General features: G+C 70.0%; 19 protein-coding genes. 7 read left to right on the top strand and 12 right to left on the bottom strand.

Features of this window, described 5'->3' with window-relative positions:
• Positions 1-39 precede the first annotated feature (39 nt).
• The 5 genes from clpX to ACWEF6_RS13950 all read right to left on the bottom strand — a co-directional run bounded on the left by clpX (position 40) and on the right by ACWEF6_RS13950 (position 5086).
• Positions 40-1335 carry an ATP-dependent Clp protease ATP-binding subunit ClpX gene (clpX, locus tag ACWEF6_RS13930; protein ID WP_004562779.1) on the bottom strand — a complete coding sequence of 432 codons (1296 nt, stop codon included), beginning with the start codon at positions 1333-1335 and terminating at the stop codon, positions 40-42.
• 229 nt (positions 1336-1564) lie between these two features.
• Positions 1565-2218 (bottom strand): ATP-dependent Clp protease proteolytic subunit, encoded by a 654-nt coding sequence (locus ACWEF6_RS13935; protein WP_091316263.1) that lies wholly within the window; start codon positions 2216-2218, stop codon positions 1565-1567.
• Between the two features lie 25 nt (positions 2219-2243).
• Positions 2244-2849: a ClpP family protease gene (locus tag ACWEF6_RS13940; protein ID WP_091320319.1), complete on the bottom strand. Its 606-nt coding sequence runs from the start codon at positions 2847-2849 to the stop codon at positions 2244-2246.
• Between the two features lie 138 nt (positions 2850-2987).
• Positions 2988-4367, bottom strand: coding sequence for a trigger factor (gene tig / locus ACWEF6_RS13945; RefSeq protein ID WP_449683251.1), 1380 nt, complete (start codon positions 4365-4367; stop codon positions 2988-2990).
• 128 nt (positions 4368-4495) lie between these two features.
• Positions 4496-5086, bottom strand: coding sequence for a TetR family transcriptional regulator (locus ACWEF6_RS13950; RefSeq protein ID WP_449683252.1), 591 nt, complete (start codon positions 5084-5086; stop codon positions 4496-4498).
• Between the two features lie 138 nt (positions 5087-5224).
• On the opposite strand from ACWEF6_RS13950, the gene ACWEF6_RS13955 reads away from it, so the two are divergent.
• Positions 5225-7330, top strand: a complete 2106-nt coding sequence (locus tag ACWEF6_RS13955) for a fatty acid desaturase (protein WP_449683253.1) — start codon at positions 5225-5227, stop codon at positions 7328-7330.
• A 20-nt stretch (positions 7331-7350) separates the two neighbouring features.
• On the opposite strand, the gene ACWEF6_RS13960 is transcribed toward ACWEF6_RS13955, so the two are convergent.
• Positions 7351-7893, bottom strand: coding sequence for a hypothetical protein (locus ACWEF6_RS13960; RefSeq protein ID WP_449683254.1), 543 nt, complete (start codon positions 7891-7893; stop codon positions 7351-7353).
• A gap of 187 nt (positions 7894-8080) precedes the next feature.
• Between ACWEF6_RS13960 and ACWEF6_RS13965 the strand changes: the two genes are divergently transcribed.
• The 3 genes from ACWEF6_RS13965 to ACWEF6_RS13975 all read left to right on the top strand — a co-directional run bounded on the left by ACWEF6_RS13965 (position 8081) and on the right by ACWEF6_RS13975 (position 12112).
• Positions 8081-9616 carry a sensor histidine kinase gene (locus tag ACWEF6_RS13965; protein ID WP_449683255.1) on the top strand — a complete coding sequence of 512 codons (1536 nt, stop codon included), beginning with the start codon at positions 8081-8083 and terminating at the stop codon, positions 9614-9616.
• Between the two features lie 4 nt (positions 9617-9620).
• Positions 9621-11468 carry an ArnT family glycosyltransferase gene (locus tag ACWEF6_RS13970; protein WP_449683256.1) on the top strand — a complete coding sequence of 616 codons (1848 nt, stop codon included), beginning with the start codon at positions 9621-9623 and terminating at the stop codon, positions 11466-11468.
• Positions 11469-11557: 89 nt separating this feature from the next.
• Positions 11558-12112, top strand: a complete 555-nt coding sequence (locus ACWEF6_RS13975; RefSeq protein ID WP_449683257.1) for a GNAT family N-acetyltransferase — start codon at positions 11558-11560, stop codon at positions 12110-12112.
• Here ACWEF6_RS13975 and ACWEF6_RS13980 read toward each other — a convergent pair.
• Complete coding sequence (locus tag ACWEF6_RS13980; RefSeq protein WP_449683258.1) at positions 12060-13235, bottom strand: hypothetical protein; 1176 nt, start codon at positions 13233-13235, stop codon at positions 12060-12062. The two genes, ACWEF6_RS13975 and ACWEF6_RS13980, sit on opposite strands and share 53 nt — an antisense overlap.
• The gene (locus tag ACWEF6_RS13985) at positions 13232-14302 is read right to left on the bottom strand and encodes a helix-turn-helix domain-containing protein (protein ID WP_449683259.1); all 1071 of its coding nucleotides are present in this window, start codon (positions 14300-14302) and stop codon (positions 13232-13234) included. The genes ACWEF6_RS13980 and ACWEF6_RS13985 overlap by 4 nt, the downstream gene beginning before the upstream one ends.
• Positions 14303-14463: 161 nt before the next feature.
• On the opposite strand from ACWEF6_RS13985, the gene ACWEF6_RS13990 reads away from it, so the two are divergent.
• Complete coding sequence (locus tag ACWEF6_RS13990; RefSeq protein ID WP_449683260.1) at positions 14464-15078, top strand: hypothetical protein; 615 nt, start codon at positions 14464-14466, stop codon at positions 15076-15078.
• Between the two features lie 49 nt (positions 15079-15127).
• On the opposite strand, the gene ACWEF6_RS13995 is transcribed toward ACWEF6_RS13990, so the two are convergent.
• From ACWEF6_RS13995 to ACWEF6_RS14010, 4 genes are read right to left on the bottom strand one after another with little or no spacing between them, the layout of a single operon-like run.
• On the bottom strand, positions 15128-16180 hold the full coding sequence (locus ACWEF6_RS13995; protein WP_449683261.1) for a thiamine-phosphate kinase: 1053 nt from the start codon (positions 16178-16180) through the stop codon (positions 15128-15130).
• Positions 16164-16778, bottom strand: a complete 615-nt coding sequence (dcd, locus tag ACWEF6_RS14000; protein WP_449683262.1) for a dCTP deaminase — start codon at positions 16776-16778, stop codon at positions 16164-16166. Before dcd ends, ACWEF6_RS13995 begins: the two co-directional genes overlap by 17 nt.
• A complete protein-coding gene (locus tag ACWEF6_RS14005) occupies positions 16775-17524 on the bottom strand; it encodes a hypothetical protein (protein WP_449683263.1) in 750 nt (249 codons plus the stop codon). Before ACWEF6_RS14005 ends, dcd begins: the two co-directional genes overlap by 4 nt.
• Before the next feature lie 15 nt (positions 17525-17539).
• Positions 17540-18757 carry a helix-turn-helix transcriptional regulator gene (locus ACWEF6_RS14010; RefSeq protein ID WP_449683264.1) on the bottom strand — a complete coding sequence of 406 codons (1218 nt, stop codon included), beginning with the start codon at positions 18755-18757 and terminating at the stop codon, positions 17540-17542.
• Positions 18758-19298: 541 nt separating this feature from the next.
• Between ACWEF6_RS14010 and ACWEF6_RS14015 the strand changes: the two genes are divergently transcribed.
• Both ACWEF6_RS14015 and ACWEF6_RS14020 read left to right on the top strand, forming a co-directional pair.
• Positions 19299-19571 (top strand): hypothetical protein, encoded by a 273-nt coding sequence (locus ACWEF6_RS14015; RefSeq protein ID WP_449683265.1) that lies wholly within the window; start codon positions 19299-19301, stop codon positions 19569-19571.
• Positions 19568-20191, top strand: a complete 624-nt coding sequence (locus ACWEF6_RS14020) for a hypothetical protein (protein ID WP_449683266.1) — start codon at positions 19568-19570, stop codon at positions 20189-20191. Before ACWEF6_RS14015 ends, ACWEF6_RS14020 begins: the two co-directional genes overlap by 4 nt.
• Positions 20192-20193 lie beyond the last annotated feature (2 nt).

The raw sequence follows: 20193 nt of genomic DNA on the forward strand, positions 1-20193 counted from the left end.
CGGGTCTCCGGGCCGGGCGGCCCGGAGACGCCCGGCCTGTCAGGCCGACTTCTCGCCGCGCTCGCTGCGCGCGCGCCGCGTCGGCTGCCGGGCGACGATCGTCGGGTTCACGTTCTCCCGGACGGTCTGCTCGGTGATCACGACCTTCGCCACGTCGTCGCGGCTCGGGATGTCGTACATCACCGGCTGGAGCACTTCTTCCATGATCGCACGCAGCCCGCGGGCCCCGGTCCCGCGCAGGACCGCCTGGTCGGCGATGGCCTCGAGCGCGGTCTTGGTGAACTCGAGCTCGACGTTGTCCATCTCGAAGAGCTTCTTGTACTGCTTCACCAGGGCGTTGCGCGGCTGGGTGAGGATGTTGACCAGCGAGTCCTTGTCCAGGTGGTTCACCGTCGCCACGACCGGGAGGCGGCCGATGAACTCCGGGATCAGCCCGAACTTGATCAGGTCCTCCGGCATCGTGTCGGAGAAGACGTCGCTCTCCTCGATCTCGGACTTCGTGCGGATCTCCGCGCCGAAGCCGAGGCCGCGCTTGCCGACCCGCTCGTTGATGATCTTCTCCAGCCCGGCGAACGCGCCGGCCACGATGAACAGCACGTTCGTCGTGTCGATCTGGATGAACTCCTGGTGCGGGTGCTTGCGGCCGCCCTGCGGCGGGACCGAGGCGGTGGTGCCCTCGAGGATCTTCAGCAGCGCCTGCTGGACACCCTCGCCGGAGACATCCCGGGTGATCGAGGGGTTCTCGCTCTTGCGGGCGATCTTGTCGACCTCGTCGATGTAGATGATCCCGGTCTCGGCCCGCTTGACGTCGTAGTCCGCCGCCTGGATGAGCTTGAGCAGGATGTTTTCGACGTCCTCGCCGACGTAGCCCGCTTCGGTCAGCGCCGTGGCGTCCGCGATGGCGAATGGCACGTTCAGCAGCTTCGCGAGCGTCTGCGCCAGGTAGGTCTTGCCGCACCCGGTGGGACCGAGCATCAGGATGTTCGACTTGGCGAGCTCGACCGACTCTTCCTTGGAGTCCTTCGGCCCGGCCTTGTCGTCCGCCTGGATGCGCTTGTAGTGGTTGTAGACCGCTACCGCGAGCGTCCGCTTGGCGTCTTCCTGGCCGATGATGTACTGCTCGAGGAACTCGTGGATGTCGGCGGGCTTGGGCAGCTCGTCGAGCTTGACGTCGCCGGCCTCGGCCAGCTCCTCCTCGATGATCTCATTGCAGAGGTCGATGCACTCATCGCAGATGTAGACCCCGGGGCCGGCAATGAGCTTCTTCACCTGCTTCTGGCTCTTCCCGCAGAAAGAACACTTCAGCAGGTCTCCGCCGTCACCGATCCGTGCCATGGCCGTTGACCTCGTCCCCTCCGGCGCGGGTTTCCGCGCCTGACGTGTGTTGCGACGGTGCGACCCCCCGGCGCGGTGACCGGGTGCGAGCCTCACGCATTGCCACTGACGGTACCCGTCCGATGCCGCGAGCGGGAACACCCACGAGCTCCGGGAGCACGTCAGAGGACGACCCTAAACCAGGATGCCGGTGTGTGTCGTCTTCTCGGCACACACCGGCCTGGCGGATCTACAGAGCCGACGCCTTACGGTACGGCAGGACCTCGTCGATGATGCCGTACGCCTTGGCCTCTTCGGCCGTCAGGATCTTGTCGCGCTCGATGTCGGTCCGGATCTGGTCCGGGTCCTTGTTCGTGTGCTTGGCCAGGATGACCTCCATCTGGCGCCGCACCCGCTGGATCTCGTTGGCCTGGATCTCCAGGTCGGAGACCTGGCCGTAGGTGCCCTCGGTGGCCGGCTGGTGGATCAGCACGCGGGAGTTCGGCAGCGCGTAGCGCTTGCCGGGCGTGCCGGCCGACAGCAGCACGGCGGCGGCCGAGGCGGCCTGGCCGAGGCAGTACGTCTGGATGTCCGGGCGGACGAACTGCATCGTGTCGTAGATCGCCATCAGCGAGGTGAACGAGCCACCCGGCGAGTTGATGTAGACCAGGATGTCGCGGTCCGGGTCCTCGTGCTCCAGGTGCAGCAGCTGGGCCATCACGTCGTTGGCCGACGCGTCGTCGACCTGCACGCCGAGGAAGATGACCCGCTCTTCGTACAGCTTGTTGTACGGGTTCGACTCCTTGACGCCGTAGCTGGTCCGCTCCACGTACGACGGCAGGATGTACCGCGACTGGGGGATGCTCGGGCCCTGGAAGTCACCCGGGAGCCTGAAATTGCTCATCGAAAGTCTCCTTGGTGCTTCGGGCTCAGCGGGAGCCCGGACGGGCGATGTCGGCGGTGAGGACGTGGTCCACGAAGCCGTAGTCCTTCGCCTCCTGGGCGGTGAACCAGCGGTCGCGGTCGCCGTCCTTGATGATCTGCTCGACCGTCTGCCCGGTCTGGTCCGCGGTGATCCGGGCCAGCTCCTGCTTCCACTTGTTGAACAGGTCCGCCTGGATCGCGATGTCCGACGCCGTGCCGCCGACCCCGGCCGAGGGCTGGTGCATCAGGATGCGGGCGTGCGGGAGCGCGTAGCGCTTGCCCGGGGTGCCCGAGGAGAGCAGGAACTGCCCCATCGAGGCCGCCATGCCCATCGCGTAGGTCGCGACGTCCGGGCGGATCAGCTGCATGGTGTCGTAGATGGCGAACCCGGCGGTGACCGAGCCACCCGGCGAGTTGATGTAGAAGCGGATGTCGGACTCGGCGTCGTCGGCGTCGAGCAGCAACAGCTGCGCGGTGATCCGGTTGGCGACCTCGTCGTTGACCTCGGAACCGAGGACGACGATGCGCTCCTGGAGCAACCGCTCGAACACCGAGTCGGTGAGGTTGAGCCCTGCGGTGCCGGTCCGCGCCTCGGGCGTGTGCTGCGTCACGTCTGCCTGCCTTTTCGCCGGCGGTGGCCCGGTGCTGACGGCCACCGCTGTCGTTTCAGATGCTTGAGATCTTGTATCCGACCCTAACGAACTCGGGCGGTGCAGAATGCCTGACACCGCCCAAGTTCGCTCACAGCTTCACTGCGCCGGAGTCTTCGCCGTTTCGTCGGTGACCTGCGTCTCCTCGGCTGCCGGCTCGTCGCTGCCGAACAGCTCCGAGAGGTCGACCTCGGCGCCGGAGCCGTCGGTGACGGCCGCCTTGCGGACCACCGAGGCGAGGGCCTTGCCGCGGCGCACGTCGGCGTAGATCGCGGTCAGCTGGCCGGACTGCTGGGCGCGCTGGACGTACTCGTCCGGGCTGATCCCGAAGCGCTGGGCCTGGTAGATGATCCGCTCGGTGAGCTCGCCGTCGTTGACCGAGACCTCTTCCTTGTCGGCGATGGTGTCCAGCAGCAGCTGCGTGCGGACGGCCTTCTCCGACTCGGTGCGGGTCTCCGCGTCGAACTCCTCCAGCGTGCGGCCCTCGGCCTCGAGGGCCTTCGCGAACTGGGCCTCGTCGTGGTCGAACGGGTGGATCGCGTCGTGCTTGCGGTTCTCGATCTCGGCGTCGAGGACCTTCTCCGGGATCGGCACCTCGGTGCGCTCGAGGAGCTCGTCGAGCACCTTGTCGCGGGCCTGGACGCCCTGCTGCATCTTCTTGACGCGGCCGAGCCGCTCGCGCAGGTCGTTCTTGAGCTCTTCGATCGTGTCGAACTCGCTGGCCATCTGGGCGAACTCGTCGTCGGCCTCGGGCAGCTCGCGGGTCTTGACCGACTGGACGGTCACGGTCACCTCGGCGTCCTTGCCGGCGTGCTCACCGGCGACGAGCTGGGTGGTGAACGTCTTGGTCTCGCCGGCGTTCGCGCCGACGATCGCCTCGTCGATGCCGTCGACGAGCTGGCCGGAGCCGATCTCGTAGGACAGCCCGCTGGTGCTGGCCTCCTCGACGGCCTCGCCGTCGACGGTGGCGGACAGGTCGATCGAGACGAAGTCGCCGTTCTCGGCCGGGCGCTCGACGCCGGTCAGCGTGCCGAAGCGGGCGCGCAGCTCGTCGAGCTGCTCGTCGACCTCCGCGTCGGTCAGCTCGACGTCGTCGACGGTGATCGCGAAGCCGTCCAGGTCGGGCAGCTCGATCTCCGGGCGCACGTCGACCTCGGCGGTGAACTCGAGCACGTCGCGGTCCTCGAGCTTGGTCACGTCGAACTCGGGGTTGCCGAGCGTGCGGACCTCGTTGGCGCGGACGGCCTCGATGTACTTGGCCGGGATGGCCTCGTTGACGACCTCGTCGAGCACCGGGCCGCGCCCGATCCGGCTTTCCAGGACGCGAGCGGGCGCCTTGCCGGGCCGGAAGCCCGGGATGCGCACCTGCTGGGCGATCTTGCGGTAGGCGCGGTCGAAGTTCGGCTTGAGCTCGTCGAACGGCACCTCGACATTGATCTTGACTCGCGTCGGGCTGAGCTGCTCGACGGTGCTCTTCAAGGTCTTCTCCTCGAGCGGTAACGATTGTGGTGGACAATCCTGCGGAAATGGCCCCGGTCAAGTACAGGCCGGGACGTCCGAGTCTAGGCCAGTGGCCTTCGCCACCGGGCCGGGGGCCACCTGCGAGGTCAGGCGCCCAGCATCCGGCCGATCACCCAGCGCATCCGGCCGCTCGCCTGCGCCACCGAGCCACTGGGCTGCACGAGGTGGGAGAGCAGCAGCCGGACCATCGCCTCGACCGCGACCGTCCACTCCGAGAGGGTCAGTCCGGTCTCCGGGTAGGAGCGCGCGAGCAGGGCCACCACCGTGCCGACCGAGCGTTCGAGGACGCCCTCGGGCCGGGTGGTCAGCAGCGGGAGGAAGTCGTCGCCGCCGCCCTTCGGGCAGCCGAGCGCGATCACGATGAGCGGGTTGACCCGGGCGGCTTCGAGGGTCTGGCGGAACGCGGCGGTGACGCCGTCGACGGGGGCGCCCGGGTGGGCGGCGACGACCTCGGTCACGCGCTCGGCGAAGCGCTCGGTTTCCCGCAGCACCAACGCCTCCGCCAGTTCGGCCTTGGAGCCGAGTTCGTTGTAGACGGTCTGCCTGCTGACGCCGACCTGCGCGGCCAGCTTGCCCATCGTCACCGCGGCCCAGCCGTCGCCGGCGATCACGTCGGCGGCCGCGTCCAGCAACCGGTCGCGGGTGCGCGCGGGGGCGGGATGGGTGACGGCCTTCACAAGGGCAGCTTACCCAGCGCTTGCGTTCGGCTGGCCCAGACCTTTTTTCGAAGCGTGGCGCGACGTTTACAAACCCCCGCGGGTTGTCTACGGTGACTCCCGCCTCGCCAGGAGCTTCTCGACCGAGGAGACCGCTCGATGCCCGTCGTCGATACCCCGCCGCGTGGCTCCCGGACGCCCGGAACCCCGGCGGTGGCGGCCCCGCGTTCGGTGCCCTCGCCCCGCATCCCGCTGCCCCGCCTCTCGGTGCCGACGCTCCTGTTGTTCGCCGGCGGCGCCGCGTTGTGGGCCACCGCGACCTGGCTGCTGCTGGCCGGGATCGCGCCGCCGGTGTACACCGTGCCGCTGCACGCGATCGTCACCTTCACGATGTTCACGGTGGTGCACGAATCCGCCCACCACGCCGCAGGGAAGCTGACATGGGTCAACGAGGTGCTCGGCCGGCTGGCGATGCCGTTCGTCGCGGCGTACGCGTCGTTCCCGCTGCTCCGGTTCATCCACAGTGAACACCACCGCAACACGAACGCGGACTCCCACACGGATCCCGACGCGTGGACGTCGCAGGGAGCCTGGTGGTCGCTACCATTCCGCTGGCTCACCATCGACTTCTGGTACGCCCGCTTCTACACCGCCCGCGCGCGCACCCGGCCGGCCGCGGAACGGGCCGAGACGATCGTGCTGCTGTCGCTGGCGTTCGTCGCCGCCGCGACGCTGATCGCCTGCGGCCACGGCCGCGAGCTGCTGCTCGGGTACCTGCTGCCGCAGCGGATCGGGCTGGCCGTGCTGGCGTGGTGGTTCGACTGGCTGCCCCACCACGGCCTGCCCGAGGCGCAGCCGCGCGACAAGTTCGGCACCACGCGGGTGCGGGTGGGGCTGGAGTGGCTGATGACGCCGATGATGCTGTTCCAGAACTACCATCTCGTGCACCACCTGCACCCGGCCGTGCCGTTCTACCGCTACCTGCGGGCGTGGCGGGACAACCGGGACGCCTACCTCGCCCGCGACGTCCCGATCATCACCGCGTGGGGCCGTGAGCTGACCCCGGCGGAGTACCGCGCGTGGCGGCGGCTGGCCGACGACCTCGGCGACGACCTCGGCGACGACGAGCCCGGCCCCGAGCCGCCGCCGCTGGGTCCGAGCCGGTTCCACCGGCTGCGGGTGCGCGAGGTCCGGCCGCTGACCGCGGACGCCGTCGCGATCACCTTCGACGTCCCGCCGCCCCTGGCCCCGGAGTTCCGGTTCTCGCCGGGCCAGCACGTCGCGGTCCGCGCGGTGGTCGACGGCCAGGCCGTGCGGCGGACGTACTCGATCTGCGCGCGGGCGGACTCGGGCGAGCTGCGGATCGCGGTGAAACGACGTCCCGGCGGGGCGTTCTCCGGCTTCGCGACCACGACGCTGGCCGCGGGCGACTTCCTCGACGTCCTGCCGCCTTCGGGCGCGTTCACGCTCGCCCCGGACCCGGCGCGGACCGCGCACTACGTGGCACTGGCCGCGGGCAGCGGCATCACGCCGGTGCTGTCCATCCTGGTCAGCACGCTCGCCGCGGAGCCGCACAGCCGGGCGACGCTGCTGTACGTCAACACCTCGGGCGCGACGACGTTGTTCGCGGCGGAGCTGAGCGCGCTCGCCGAGGGCTTCGGCGGGCGGCTGCACGTCGTCCACTACCGCACCGACGAGCGCGACCCCGACCTGCACGCGCACCGGCCGCGGCAGTTCGACACGATCGGCGAGGCCCTCGCCATTTCGCACGAGCGCTACCAGCGCGGCCGGCTCGACGGGACGCGCCTGCGCGCGCTGCTGCAGAACCGGCTGCACCCGGCGAAGGTCGACGAGTGGTTCCTCTGTGGCCCGCGCGGCCTGATGGACCTGGCCCGCCGCACCCTGGCCGACGCGGACGTCCCGGAGGAGAACGTCCACTTCGAACTGTTCCGCGGCGCGGCACCCCTGCGCGACCCGGCGGGCACGCCGGCGAGGGTGGCGGTGACGCTGGGCGGCACGACGACGTGCGTCACGGCCGAAGCCGGGGAGACGGTCCTGGACGCGGCCTTGCGGGCCGGGTACGAGGTGCCGTACTCGTGCACGGGCGGGGCGTGCGGCACCTGCCGGGCGACGCTGCGGCACGGCCAGGTGGACATGGACGTCCGGTACGCGCTGACGGAGGACGACGTGGCGGCCGGCCGGATCCTGACCTGCCGCTCCCGCGCGACGACCCCGGAGGTCGCGGTCGACTACGACCGCCGCTGACCTCCGGGACCGCCTCCGGATCAGCCGGTCCGGGTGGGGGCACCCGAAGGCGGGGTGCCCTGACCCTGCGGTCCGGACTCGCCGTCCGTCACCGAAGTCGCCGTCGCCGTGCTGCCGGACTCCGTGGCCACCACGGTGACCGTGTCGCCGGTCGCCAGGCCGGTCGCCTGCGCCGAGGTGATCGTGTACGTCTTCGAGAAGCCGTCGTCGCTCTTGGCGGTCAGGGACGTCGCGCTCAGCTCCGTCACCTCGCCCGTCTGCATGATCTTGGTGACGTAGCCGCCGTTGCCGTCGGAGGCCACGTACTCGCCGTGCAACGCCCCGCCCAGTCCGCCACCCGGCATGCCGCCGGGGCCACCCGTCATGCCGCCCGGCCCGGCTTGGGTGCCGGTGGCTGCGGACGACGAGGCGGCCCAGACCGCCGCTCCCCCGCCGGCCACGATCACCGCCGCGACGGCGCCCGCCGCGAGCTTCTTGCCCGGCGACCAGGCCCGCTTCGGGGCGGGTGCGGGCGTCGCGCCCCACGTCTGGTCCGGAGTGGACGGTGCCTGCGGTGTGGTCATGGTGCTGCTCCTCAACGTGGTGGTTCGGTGGGATCCACGGTGGGGCCGCTCGCTGTGCACCGACTGTGCTTGCCGTCAGCCGTTCCTGTGACGAGCAATCGGACATCCGGCAACGGGCCGGTCACCGCACAGCCGCTTCACAGGCAGCGCACAACCCGCACACACGGCGCGGACCGACATTGGAGCCATGGCCGCGCGAACCGACCCGCCAGCTCCCCGCCGGGGGCGGCTCTCGCTGCGCGCGAAACTGACCGGCTCGATGGTCGTGCTGCTCACCGTGGTGTGCCTGATCGTCGGCGTGGTCAGCGAATTCGCGCTCGACCTCTTCCTCACCCGCCAGATCGACCAGCAGCTCTCGGCCGCGGCGAACCGCTCGCTGGTGTTCGCGAGCAACGTCCGGCCGCAGGACGGCGGTCCGCCGCCGCAGTACCAGGGCCAGCACCCGCTGGGGCAGAACGTCGGCACGGTGAGCGGCACCTTCGACGGGCCGGAGCTCGTCCACGACGACAGCATCACCGAACACGGCGGACGGCTGCAGCTGACCGCGGACCAGCAGGCCCTGATGCGGTCGGTGCCCGCCGACGGCAAGCCGCACACGCTGTCCTTCGACGACCTCGGCGAGTACCGCCTGATGGCGCTGCCCGTCCCCGGGACGTCCGAGGTCGTGGTGACCGGCCTGCCGATGAAGCCGGTCAACGACACGCTGCTCACCGTCGGGCTGATCCTCTTCGGCGTGGCCGCCGCCGGCGTGCTCGGCGCGGCCTTCCTCGGCGCCTTCGCCGTCCGCCGCACGCTTCGCCCGCTCGACCGCGTCGCGGCCACCGCCGGCCGGGTCACCGAACTGCCGCTCGACCGCGGCCAGGTGGCGCTGTCCATCCGCGTCCCGGAAGGCGACACCGACCCGCGCACCGAGGTCGGCCAGGTCGGCTCGGCGCTGAACCTGATGCTCGGCCACGTCGCCCAGGCCCTCGAAGCGCGGCACGACAGCGAAATCCGCGTCCGGCAGTTCGTCGCGGACGCCAGCCACGAGCTGCGCACGCCGCTGGCGGCGATCCGCGGGTACGCCGAGCTGGCCGCCCGCGGCAGCGCGCTGGTGCCACCGGACGTCGCGCACTCGATGGGCCGGATCCAGTCCGAGGCCGTCCGGATGACGGCGCTGGTCGAGGACCTGCTGCTGCTCGCCCGGCTCGACGCGGGCCGGCCCCTCGACGTCCGGGACGTCGACCTCACCCGGCTGGTCGCCGACGCCGTCGGCGACGCCCAGGTCGCCGGGCGGCAGCACCGGTGGCTGCTGGAGCTGCCGCCGGACCCGGTGCTCGTGTTCGGCGACGTCCAGCGGCTGCACCAGGTGCTGGCGAACCTGCTGGCCAACGCCCGCACGCACACCCCGCCGGGCACCACGGTGGTGACATCGCTGGCCCGCTCGGCCGACGGAAGCGCCGTCCTCACGGTGACCGACGACGGCCCCGGCATCGCGCCGGACCTGCTGCCGGACGTCTTCGAGCGGTTCGCCCGCGGCGACTCGTCCCGTTCCCGGAACGCGGGCAGCACCGGCCTCGGGATGGCCATCGCGTCCGCCGTCGTCGTCGCCCACCACGGCTCGATCGAGGTGCACAGCCGGCCCGGGCGGACGGAGTTCGCGGTGCGGCTCCCCGTGGCCGTCCCCGCACAGCGGGTGCACAGCATCGGCACAACCCGGCCCCAGCTGGAGACCGGAAGCTGACTTCATGACCGTTCTCGAGGCACGCGAAACCGTCGTGGCCCCTTCAGCGCCCTCCCGCCGCACCTGGCACCGGCCCGCGTTGGCCGTGCTCCTGCTCGGCACCGCCGTGCTCTACCTGTGGGGCCTGGGCGCGTCCGGCTGGGCCAACGCCTTCTACTCCGCGGCGGCGCAGGCGGGCTCGCAGAGCTGGAAGGCGCTGTTCTTCGGCTCCAGCGACGCGGCCAACGCGATCACGGTCGACAAGACCCCGGCCGCGCTGTGGGTGATGGGCCTGTCGGCGCGGCTGTTCGGCGTCAACGCGTGGAGCATCCTGGTGCCGCAGGCGCTGATGGGCGTGGGCTCGGTCTGGCTGCTGCATGCGGCCGTCCGCCGCACGTCCGGTCCGGCGGCCGGGCTGGTCGCGGGCCTGGTGCTGGCCCTGACGCCGGCCGCGGCGCTGATGTTCCGGTTCAACAACCCGGACGCCCTGCTCGTGCTGCTGCTGGTGGCGGGCGCGTACTGCGTGGTGCGCGCCTGCGAGAAGGCGAGCCCCCGCTGGCTCGCGCTGGCCGGGGTCGCGGTCGGCTTCGGCTTCCTGGCGAAGATGCTGCAGGCGTTCCTGGTGCTGCCCGCGTTCGCCGTCGCCTACCTCGTCGCCGCCCCGGTCCCGCTCGGCAGGCGGCTGCTGCACCTGCTCGGCGCGTTCGTCTCGGTGCTGGTGGCGGCGGGCTGGTACCTGGTGGTCGTGGCCCTCTGGCCGGCGGCGTCGCGGCCGTACATCGGTGGCTCGCAGACGAACTCCCTGTGGGAGCTGGCGTTCGGCTACAACGGTTTCGGCCGCATCACGGGCGACGAGGTGGGCAGCGTCGGCGGCGGCGCAGGCCGAGGCTGGGGGTCGACGGGCCTGACTCGCCTGTTCGGCAGCGAGATGGCGGGCGGCATCGCCTGGCTCCTGCCGGCGGCACTGCTGGCGCTGGGCGCCGGGCTCTGGTTCACCCGCCGGGCCCCGCGCACGGACCCGTCCCGGGCGGCCCTGCTGCTGTGGGGCGGCTGGCTGCTGGTGACGGCGCTGGTGTTCAGCTACATGGGCGGAATCATCCACCCGTACTACACGGTGGCCCTGGCCCCGCCGGTGGCGGCACTGGTCGGCACGGCGGCGGTCCAGCTGTGGCGCCTGCGCGCCCACCCGGTGGCCTCGGGATTTCTCAGCGGCGGAGTCGCGGTGACGGCGCTGACGGCGTACCTGCTGCTGGATTCGTCGTGGCTGGCGCCGACGGTGCTGGTGGGCGGCCTCCTGGCGGCGGTGGCCCTGTTCTTCGCCACCCACCTGACCCGCGGAGCGGCCACGATCGTGGCGGCGTTCGCACTGGTGGTGACGTTGGCCGGCACGGGCGCGTACACCCTGGCAACGGCGGCCACGACCCACAGCGGCGCAATCCCGTCGGCCGGGCCATCGTCGGGCTTCGGTGGCCGCGGCCCAGGCGGAGGCCGCGGCGGTTTCGGCGGCGGCCCGGGTGCCCTGCTGTCGACAACCCTGCCGGGCGCTTCCTTGACGACGTTGCTCCAGAAGGACGCTTCGCGGTACACCTGGACGGCGGCCGCGGTCCTGTCGAACGCGGCCGCGGGCTACCAGCTGGCGAGCGGAGCCCCGGTGCTCGCGGTGGGCGGCTTCAACGGGACGGACCCGTACCCGACGCTGGCCCAGTTCCAGCAGTACGTGGCGAACGGGCAGATCCACTACTTCCTGGGCGAAGGCATGACGATGCAGGGTTCGAGCGGCTCGGACGCGGCCCAGCAGATCGCCGAGTGGGTGGCCGCACACTACGAAGCCTCCACTGTGGACGGCGTAACGGTCTACGACCTCACTCGATGAGTGAGACGTAACCCAACCGAGTGAATCGAAAACCTCGCAGTGGGCGTCCGGGCGTGCGAGGATGTGCGCTCGGCCGAACAGGAGCCTCGATGACCGAACCCCACGTGCAGCCGGCCCGTCCGGCGGACGTGAGTTCGTTCGCCGCCGCATTGGGTGATCCGGGATTCTTCGACGATCGAATGACACGTCACTTGCAGAGGAAAGGCGTGCTCTTCCTCGCCTGGCTGGACAACCGCCCGGCCGGTGCTGTCTACCTGTGGCTCGAGGACGCCGAAGAACTCCCGCTCCGCATGCATCTTCCCGGTGTCCCCCTGCTCACTCACCTCGAGGTACACCCGGACCTGCGCAATCTCGGAATCGGGGCGGCGCTGGTCGGTGCTGTCGAGCACCACCTTGCCCAGCACGACCGCGACCGAGTGGCCTTGGCGGTCCGCACCGACAACGTCGCGGCTGCCCGCCTGTACGACCGCTTGGCTTACCGGGATTGGGGCCACGGCAATATTGTTTGCTACGCACAGAGAAGGCTGCCGAGCGGCGGCATCCTGGTGGAGCCGGAACACTGTTACGTGCTCGTCAAGCAGCTGCTGCCGGTCAAACCCGCTCCGCGGTCCGAAGCGTTGCCGATCGGCGCCTCGCTCTCATGAGGGGAACGTCGACCTCTGTCCACGCCAGCAGCTGGATGTTCAACGCTGTGAGAGCGTGCTCGACCCCCGAACCGCCGTGGTGGTCGCGCCGGAGATCGGTGACCCGCTGCCGCCAGGTGACGCAGTCCTGCTGCCACGCTCGGAGGTAGCGCACACACAGCTCCGGCGTGATCAGCTCGCTGCGGCCGACCGCCGCTTTGAGCGCGTCGACCATCCGCGCTTGCTGGGCCGCCTCGATCGGCGACGCCTGCACCAGCTTGATGATGTCCCGGATGATCCGGCGGCGGTCGGCAAGGAAGTCCCGCCAGTACTCCTTGGTGGCGTGCGCCAGGCCGAGGTGACTGTCGAGCAGGCCGAACACGCCTTCGGCCAGGGTGTCGCCCAGTTCCTCACCACGGGCGCGACGGGTGTCCCGGTAAGGGTCGTAGGGCTGTTGGATCGCCGTGCCCGTGGTCGCGGACGGCCGCAGTTTCATGCCGTCCAGCAGGAAGAACCAGTCTTCGTTGTAGATGTTCGGGAAGAACGAGCTGAACGCGGCTTCGCCGACCTCGAGCGCTCCGCCGCCGATGAAGGTGTCCTGCTTCCGCCCGGCGTCCCGGATCGCGTGGCACACGACCGAGTTGTCCGGCATGCCTGCGTTGGCGAGACCGATCACCGGATATTCGTCGAGCAGGCCGGCCGCGACGTCGAGGTCCGCGGGACAAGGCAATTCGATGTCGTCGTCGAGGAAGAGGATTCGCTTCCAGCCGGCGAGCACCGCGATGAGCAGCCCCAAGTTGCGCTTGTAGCTCGTGTCGGTCTGCCGCTGGAACCGGGTGAACCGGAGGAGCTGGTCGGTGGCGAACGTGGGCACGAGTCCGGGGTGCAACAGGTCGGTGTCGATGGCGAGAGCGCGTACTCCCGCATCTTCCGCTTCGGCCGCCGCGGAAGCCGCGTTGGACCGAAGGCTGCACAGCAAGAGCAGGAAGACGTCGCGTTCCTTGGCCGCGGCAATGGCCTGCCGGAGGTAGGGGGCCGGACGCCCGGTGGGAACGATGATCGCGTCCATCGCCGCACGCGGGGCGTCCGCCACGTCGACATGCGCCAGCAAGTCCTGGTGCGACTCGTGTTGCCGCGGGTTCACGCGGCTGCCTCGGGCCACTCGTGCAACCGGTTCTCCTCCAAGGTCCAGTCGGGAGTCAGGCCCTGTCCGCCGACGACCGGCACGCGGCTGATGATGCTGAAGGATCCCACATCGCCGAACCGGTCTTGCACGTACGCGGTGTTGCGGTCGCGGAAACGCGCGTCGGTCAGCGCGCGCACCGCGCCGAGCGTGCCACGACCGTACATGCCATTGCACACGGTGACCGTCCGCATCCGATTGAACGGACTTTCGCCGCGGTAGAAGTGGGCGACGTCCTCCAGGAGGTGTTCCCGCCGGTCGAGCTTGGGTTCGAACAATTTCGGACGCCCGTCCTGCTGGACCCGGAACCCGCCGTGTTCGGCGTCGTCCACCCGGCCGACCTGCTCGACCGGCAGGTCCACGCGCTCGATCACGTCCCGGGTCACCGAGTTCCAGTCCACGCCGCCGAGCAGCACCAGGTGGCTCGTGTAGTCGTCGGCCGACAATTCCTCGCTGGTGCAGAACTTGACGTTGTTGTCCGGGTTGCGCGAGCGGATGTGCCCGAACAGCTCGATCAGCGCGTCCGGGTCGGCGTAGGTGTACAGCGAGACGAAGTCGGCGTTCTCCGGGTCCGCGTAGGACAGGTGCCGCCGGTACTCCTCCGGCAGCGGCGCGCACACGATCGTGATGTTCTGGTCTTGCTCGAAGGTCCAGATGTCGGCCATCGGGGCCGGCACCTGGACGAGCTGCCGCCCTTCGCGCAGCCCCCGCAACTCGTCCAGGAGTTGACTGCGCCGTGCCCGCTCATCGTCCGTCAGTTGCTCGATGGGGAGGACGCGCAGTGTGCCGCTGTCCAGCGGCCGCCGAGTCGCGAACAGCGTCGCGTAGGCGTCGAGCCACCTGGTCGGCGGCGCGACCGGCTTTTCGGTGTTCTCCCACGACGAGATGAGGGAGATGCTGAGGGCCCTGTTCCCGCCGAGCGCCTTGGCGAGCTGGCCCTGGGTGATCCCGGCTTCGGGCCACTCGGTCTCGCGCAGCGCGCGCAGGCGGTGAGCGAGCGCGGACCACTGTGGCTGGGCTGGGGACAAGACTTCGCCACCCTTCGGGAAATTCAGTAGCGTGGTCGAGTACCGGATTTTACTCCCCGCCGGTCGGGTCACAGCGACGGCAACTCGGTTGCTCCGACTGGTCCTCGTCCTACAGTCTCCTTGACTGAACTTCAGTTTTGACCTGAAGGCGGGAGCAGGCCATGGGTACTCCAGCGCACCACGTCCCCCTCCACCGGGCCATGGTGGCGGTCGACATCGAAGGCTCGACGACGCGGACCAACCCCGCCAGGGCCCGGCTCCGCACCGTCCTGTTCGAGCTGCTGGACGAGGCCTTCCTGGCCGGCGGGATCACCAAGAAGTTCCGCGACGGCTTCGTCGACCGGGGCGACGGCGCGCTGTGCCTGGTCCGGCCGGTCGACCAGGCACCGAAGCCGGTGCTGCTCACCACCGTCGTCCCGACCCTGGCCGACCTGCTGGACAAGCACGCCGGCAGCCACCCCGAGCTCGCCTTCCGGCTCCGGGTCGCCGTGCACGCCGGCGAGGTGCACTACGACAGCCGCGGTCCGTACGGCGAGGACGTCGACATCGCCTGCCGCTTCGTCGACGCGAAGGAACTCCGGCGGCACCTGAGTATCACGGCCGCTCCGCTCGTGCTCGTCCTATCACCGGAGATGCACCGCTCGGTCGTCCGCCACGGCTACCCGGGGATCGACCACACCACGTACTTCCAGACGGTGCCGATCAAAGTGGGCACCCAGCGGCTCCGCGGGTGGCTCCACGCACCGGAAGCCGTCGCGGCGGATCTCCCCGACTGATGCTCGCGGCCGCCGATCCGCACGTCTGTGACAATGCGATCAGCCGGTTTCAGCGCCTCCCCAGGACCTCGGTGACCAGTGTGGACAATTCCCCACCGTGCCACGAGGTGGCCGAAAACCGCTCCTGAGCGATGCCCCGCCAAGGCGCCTTCTCCACTCCCGACGTCAGCTCCCCGTCCGTGGTGAACGTCCCGATCTCCTGTGCCGCAACGCCTTCTTCCCGCAACGCCTTCGTCACCAGTCCGACGTCCTCGGCCCGGGCCACCACCACCAGACCCCAGTCCCCCCACGTCTGAGCCAGGTCGAACGGTCGCAGGCCGCTCTGCTCGGCCACCGAGACCAGCCGCTCATCCAGCTCGAACTCCCCCGTGACCGAAGCGCCGAGGCCGTTCGCCTCGCACAGTGTTCGGACGGTGGCGAACAAGCCGTCCGAGACGTCCATTGCCGCGCGGGCGAGGCCGGTTGCGGCCAGGAGCCGGCCCGCTTTCAGCTGGGCCGTCGGTCGGCAGGCTCGGTGCCAGATCTCGTTCTGGTCCGGTTCCGGGAGCGTTGCCTGGCCCGTCTCCAGCAAGGCCGCGCCCCAGAGGTAGCCGGGGTGACCGACCAGGATCAGCCGGTCGCCGGGCCGGGCCCCGGACCTCCTGAGCCTGCTGCCCGGCGCACACCGGCCGATGGCCGTCGCCGTGAGCTGGACGACCTCGCCGTCGCGGATGTCGCCGCCCGCGACCTTGGTTCCGTGCGCCGCGCAGCAGTCGTCGACTCCGTCCAGGAGGCGCTCGAACTCCGCTACCGTCGTCCTCTTGGGCAGGGTGTAATTGACGACCAGCCCGAGCGGCTCGGCACCTGCCGCGGCCAGGTCGGACAGGTTGATCGTCGCCAGCAGCCAGCCCGCGTGGTAGAGATCCGGCTCGCGCAGCAGGTTGACCAGCGGCGTCGGGCAGCTGTCGGTGGTGGCGACCAGCTCGCTCGGCACACCCACCGCGCCCAGCAACGCACTGTCGTCGCCGAACCCTTCCATGGCGCCGTACCGCGGTTGGAAGACCTTCTCCTGGATACCGCGCTCTCCCAGATCGCCGAGGCGCAGCTCAGTCGTGTCGGACATGATCCGCCAATCGCGAAGCGACCACCGCGTGGTCGCTCGAGTAGTTGTGCGGCATTGCGCCGTACGGCAGTTCGCTTCCGCTCGAAGCGAACAGCATCAAGTTGCAGATCCGGGCGCCTGGATACAACAGCACAGGGTGCCGGAGATGGTTGACGATCTCCAGGGTGAGCACAGCACCGGTGTCCCGCCCGAAACCGGGGCTGACCTGACCGCACAAGACCACGCTGATCCCGAGCCGCGCGTAGTCGCTCGTCCCGTCGACCAGGCCCACCAGGTGCTCGGACAGACCGATCTTCTCCAGGGTCGGCGCGAGCACCACCTCGCCGGGCTCGATCGCCAGGCGGCCTTTGCCGTCCAGCTCCTTCGGAACCAGTTCGGGGTGCGTCGAGCGGTCCGCGACGTCGACCGGCCCAGTCGTCACCAGGGTGAACGCCTCATGCCCGAGGCGAAGGCTGAGCGCGGCCGGACGCACGAGCGCGCTGTCGAACGGCTCCACCTGCAGCTCGCCGGTCACGAGGGCCCGCCGGATGACCCGGTCGGTCAGCACGCCACGTTGCACGGCCTCGTCGACCTGGACTTTCAGCTCCACGGACGTCATCGTGCGACCTCGCTGTCGAGGGTTGGTAGTAACTCGCTCACGAGTTCCACGAAGTCGGCGCCGGTAAGCTCGATGTTCGGCTGGTCGTCACTTTCACCCGGTTCGCAGTAGACAACCGTCGTGGGCGTTCGCCGAGGTCCTTGGACCACCACTGTCGCCGTCAGCCCCGCATCGATCGGGCGAACCGTGTGCACGGTCGAGGTATTGCAGGTGTACACGTCACCGCCTTGCACGTGTGGAACCCCGCAGCGTTGCAAGCGCACGTCGCCATCGGCGACGAGAGCCGCCGGATCCGCCGGGTCCGTTCCGTAGCGGTATCGGCGGTACGGCTTACCGCCCTCGGCGGTCTCCGCGAACTCGACCATGTGCATGCCCGTGCCCGTGAGCACGTAGGACGCAAACTCCCAGCGGTGGCTGTGCGGATTGGACTCGCCGCGCGAAGGCGTTTCGCCGCGTGGCCACACGTGAAGGCGGATCCGGAACTCGGGGTCGATGCTCGTGTGCAGAACGATCTTCGCGAAACCGTTCGGATGCCAGTACGAGCGTTTCGCGATCTCGGCGACCGCCGTCTGGTCGGCGAGCAGGTCCTGCAGCCAGGCGGCGAGTCCGCGCCGGCCGGTGCGGATGCGGCGGGCCGCCGCTTCGAGCCGGCCCAGACCGGGCCGGGAACCGTCACCACGCAGGGCTTCCGCGATTTGCCGCGGGAACGCGTGGTCGGTGGCAACGAACGAGGATGTCGTGCTCATCGTGCGGGGATGTCTCTATTCTGCAGCTGTCGGGGGAAGGAACGGCGGTGCCGCGAAGGCCAGCGCAGCCGCGCGCAGGGCGGTGACGGCGTCGAGGGTCATCCAGATGGGGAGGTCGCCACTGCCCCAGGCCCACAGGCCGAGACCGGCTTCGTAGCGTTCCCACAGAGAACCGAGCGCGCGGCTCAGCCGGACCGTCGGCACCTTCGGTGCCTCGGCCAGGGCCTGGACGACCCATGCGGAAGTGAAGTGCTTGATGTTCACCGGGATGGCTCGCTGCCCGGGTTGCGGGAGAGCGAGATCTTCCATCATCCCGTCGTCCGGGTGGGTGCGGTCGACGAGCCACTGCGTGCCCATTTCGACGGCTTCCCTGACGTCGGCGCGGTCCTCACCGGCCCGCAGGAGCTCCCGCAGGGCTACTACGGCCCTCGCGGTGTGCGCCGTGGTCGGTTCGGGCGCCACCAGTCCTGGCTCCTTCTTCTCACCCCACAGCCGGAGGCCGTCGAAGTCGAGCCGGGCGGCGAGGAGGTCGTCGGTGAGCCGGCGCGTCAGCGGAACGTCCGGCCCGATCCGGGCCGAAGTACGCAACGCCGTGGCGAGCAGGAACGGCCGGGTCCGGCTGTAGTCGTCGCCGAGCGAGTGCTCGAGGTGTTCCAGCGCTTCTTCTGTCGACAGGATGGTGCTCACCTGGAACAACGCGTCCACGACGGCCGCGGTGACCTCCGGGCGGCGTCCCGCGGACCGACCTTGCCAGCCGAGCTCGGACTTCTTGGCGTAGAGCGTCTCGACGACGGTATGTAGGTCGATGTAGGGCTCCCCCAACACCGCCATGGCGCTGACACCGTAGGCAGTGGCGAGCGTCGTGTGCTCGCCCCCCTTCTGGAGGTTGTGCCGCCAGCCGACCGCACGACCGTTCTCGTCGCGGATCAGCTCTCCGGCGAGGGTAGCCCCGGCCCGCCGGAAGACTTCGAGCAGGGAGTCGCCCGTGGTCAACACTCCGCCGGCCGCCGGAGCGGGCGACCGGGCCGCTTCGGCCAGCTCCACCAGGGAATTCGCCGCTCCGAAGTGAGCGTCCAACAGCCTGGCGTTCTCCACCGACGGAAGGTAGCGCCCGGTCTCCCACTGAGTCAGGTTGGCCCGGCTGACGCCGACGATCCGGGCGACGTCCTCCTGAGTCTGCCCGGCGGCCTTGCGCAGCCGTCGCAACTCGGCACCCACCTGTTTGACGGTCACCGTTACCACTTCAGTCCTTTCGGCCGGGCCACGGCCGACATAAGATGTAGGCAAGCATTCTGCACCACTCTTACCTACCTTGGTAGGCGACTGTAGGGAGGTGACAATATGTGGACACAGAGCGCACCTTATCCCATCAGCGACGCATTGTTGGTGTCGACTCGAACCGACTCGCCCAAACGGGTCACGGCCGCAGCTGACAGACCACCTTTTCGCCGGAGCAGCCACGACCACGCGAGGCGGCCATCTAACGGAGAGTGTCCGACAGCCGCTCTCGCCTGCTCTCGCCAATCTGGTCGGGTGGCTCGGCGAAGTCCGCGTCTCACCCCCGGCGCAGTCACGATGCAGGGACATACCCCCTACCTACGTATCACCGACCCCGCCGGTTCGCTCCGTTCGAAGAGTGCTCGGCACCGGTGACGATCCACCGCATGGCCGAACTTCGACGACTGGCGAGCTGAATCCCGCGCTCTGTGTCAGCTGACACAGAGGACTCGGCGGGCCGGAGGTTTCCTGGATCCACGGGCAGAGGAGGGCTTTCATGGACCCATTCACCACCCCACCGCGCCGCAGCCGCTGGCGCCGTGGGGTCTACGCGGCCGGTCTCGTCATCCCCTTCACCGCGTCCCAGGTGTGGGCGCTGCTGGTGCTGCTGCGGCTCGCCCCGCTCGACGGGCTGGTGGGGCAGGCCTTCGTCCTCGTCCTGCTCGGCTCCGCCGTCGCCATCTGGGCCGGCTGGCGGTGGACCTGGCAGCTGGGCCGCGACCGCGACGTCAAACCCGAGCCCGCCCCCAAGACCCGGATCCCGACATGACGTCCGGGCCGGTCATCGTCGCCGCCCTCGTGCTGGCCGCCGGTGCCGGACGTCTCCTGCGCCACCTCGGCGGCTCCCTCGGCCGCCGTTCCACCGAAAGGAGCACGGAAATGACCCGCTCGACTCCGACCTTCCCACTGCGGATCTACCACTGGCGGTGGGAAATCCTGGCCGTGACACTGCTCCCCTACGCCGTGGTGAGCTTCGCGCTGTGGGCCGGCCCGCTGTGGGCGTCGGCGGTCCTCGCCACCGCGCTCGGCGTGGCGGTGCTGCGCCGCCGCCAGGTGCAGGCCCGGATCCACGCGATCCGCCTGCAGCACCGGCTCCGGGCGGTGTTCCCTCACCTGCGCCTCCCCGGCGGCCGCCTGCCGGCCATCCTGTGGAGCCGTCCCCGCGGCGGCGACATCGTGGTGTCGCTGTACGGGCGCGAGGCGTTCGAGCACCTGCACCGCCACCGCACGGTCCTCGCGGCGGCGTGCGCGGTGCCGGAGGTGTACGTCGACCGCCACCCGAGGTACGCGAGCCTGGTGACGCTGACGATCAGCCCGACGGCCCCGCGGCGCGAGCCGAGCCGTGCTTCGCTGCCGAGCAACGTGGTGCCGCTGCGGGCGCACAGCTGAGC

The organism is Amycolatopsis sp. NPDC004772 (genome assembly GCF_053601215.1).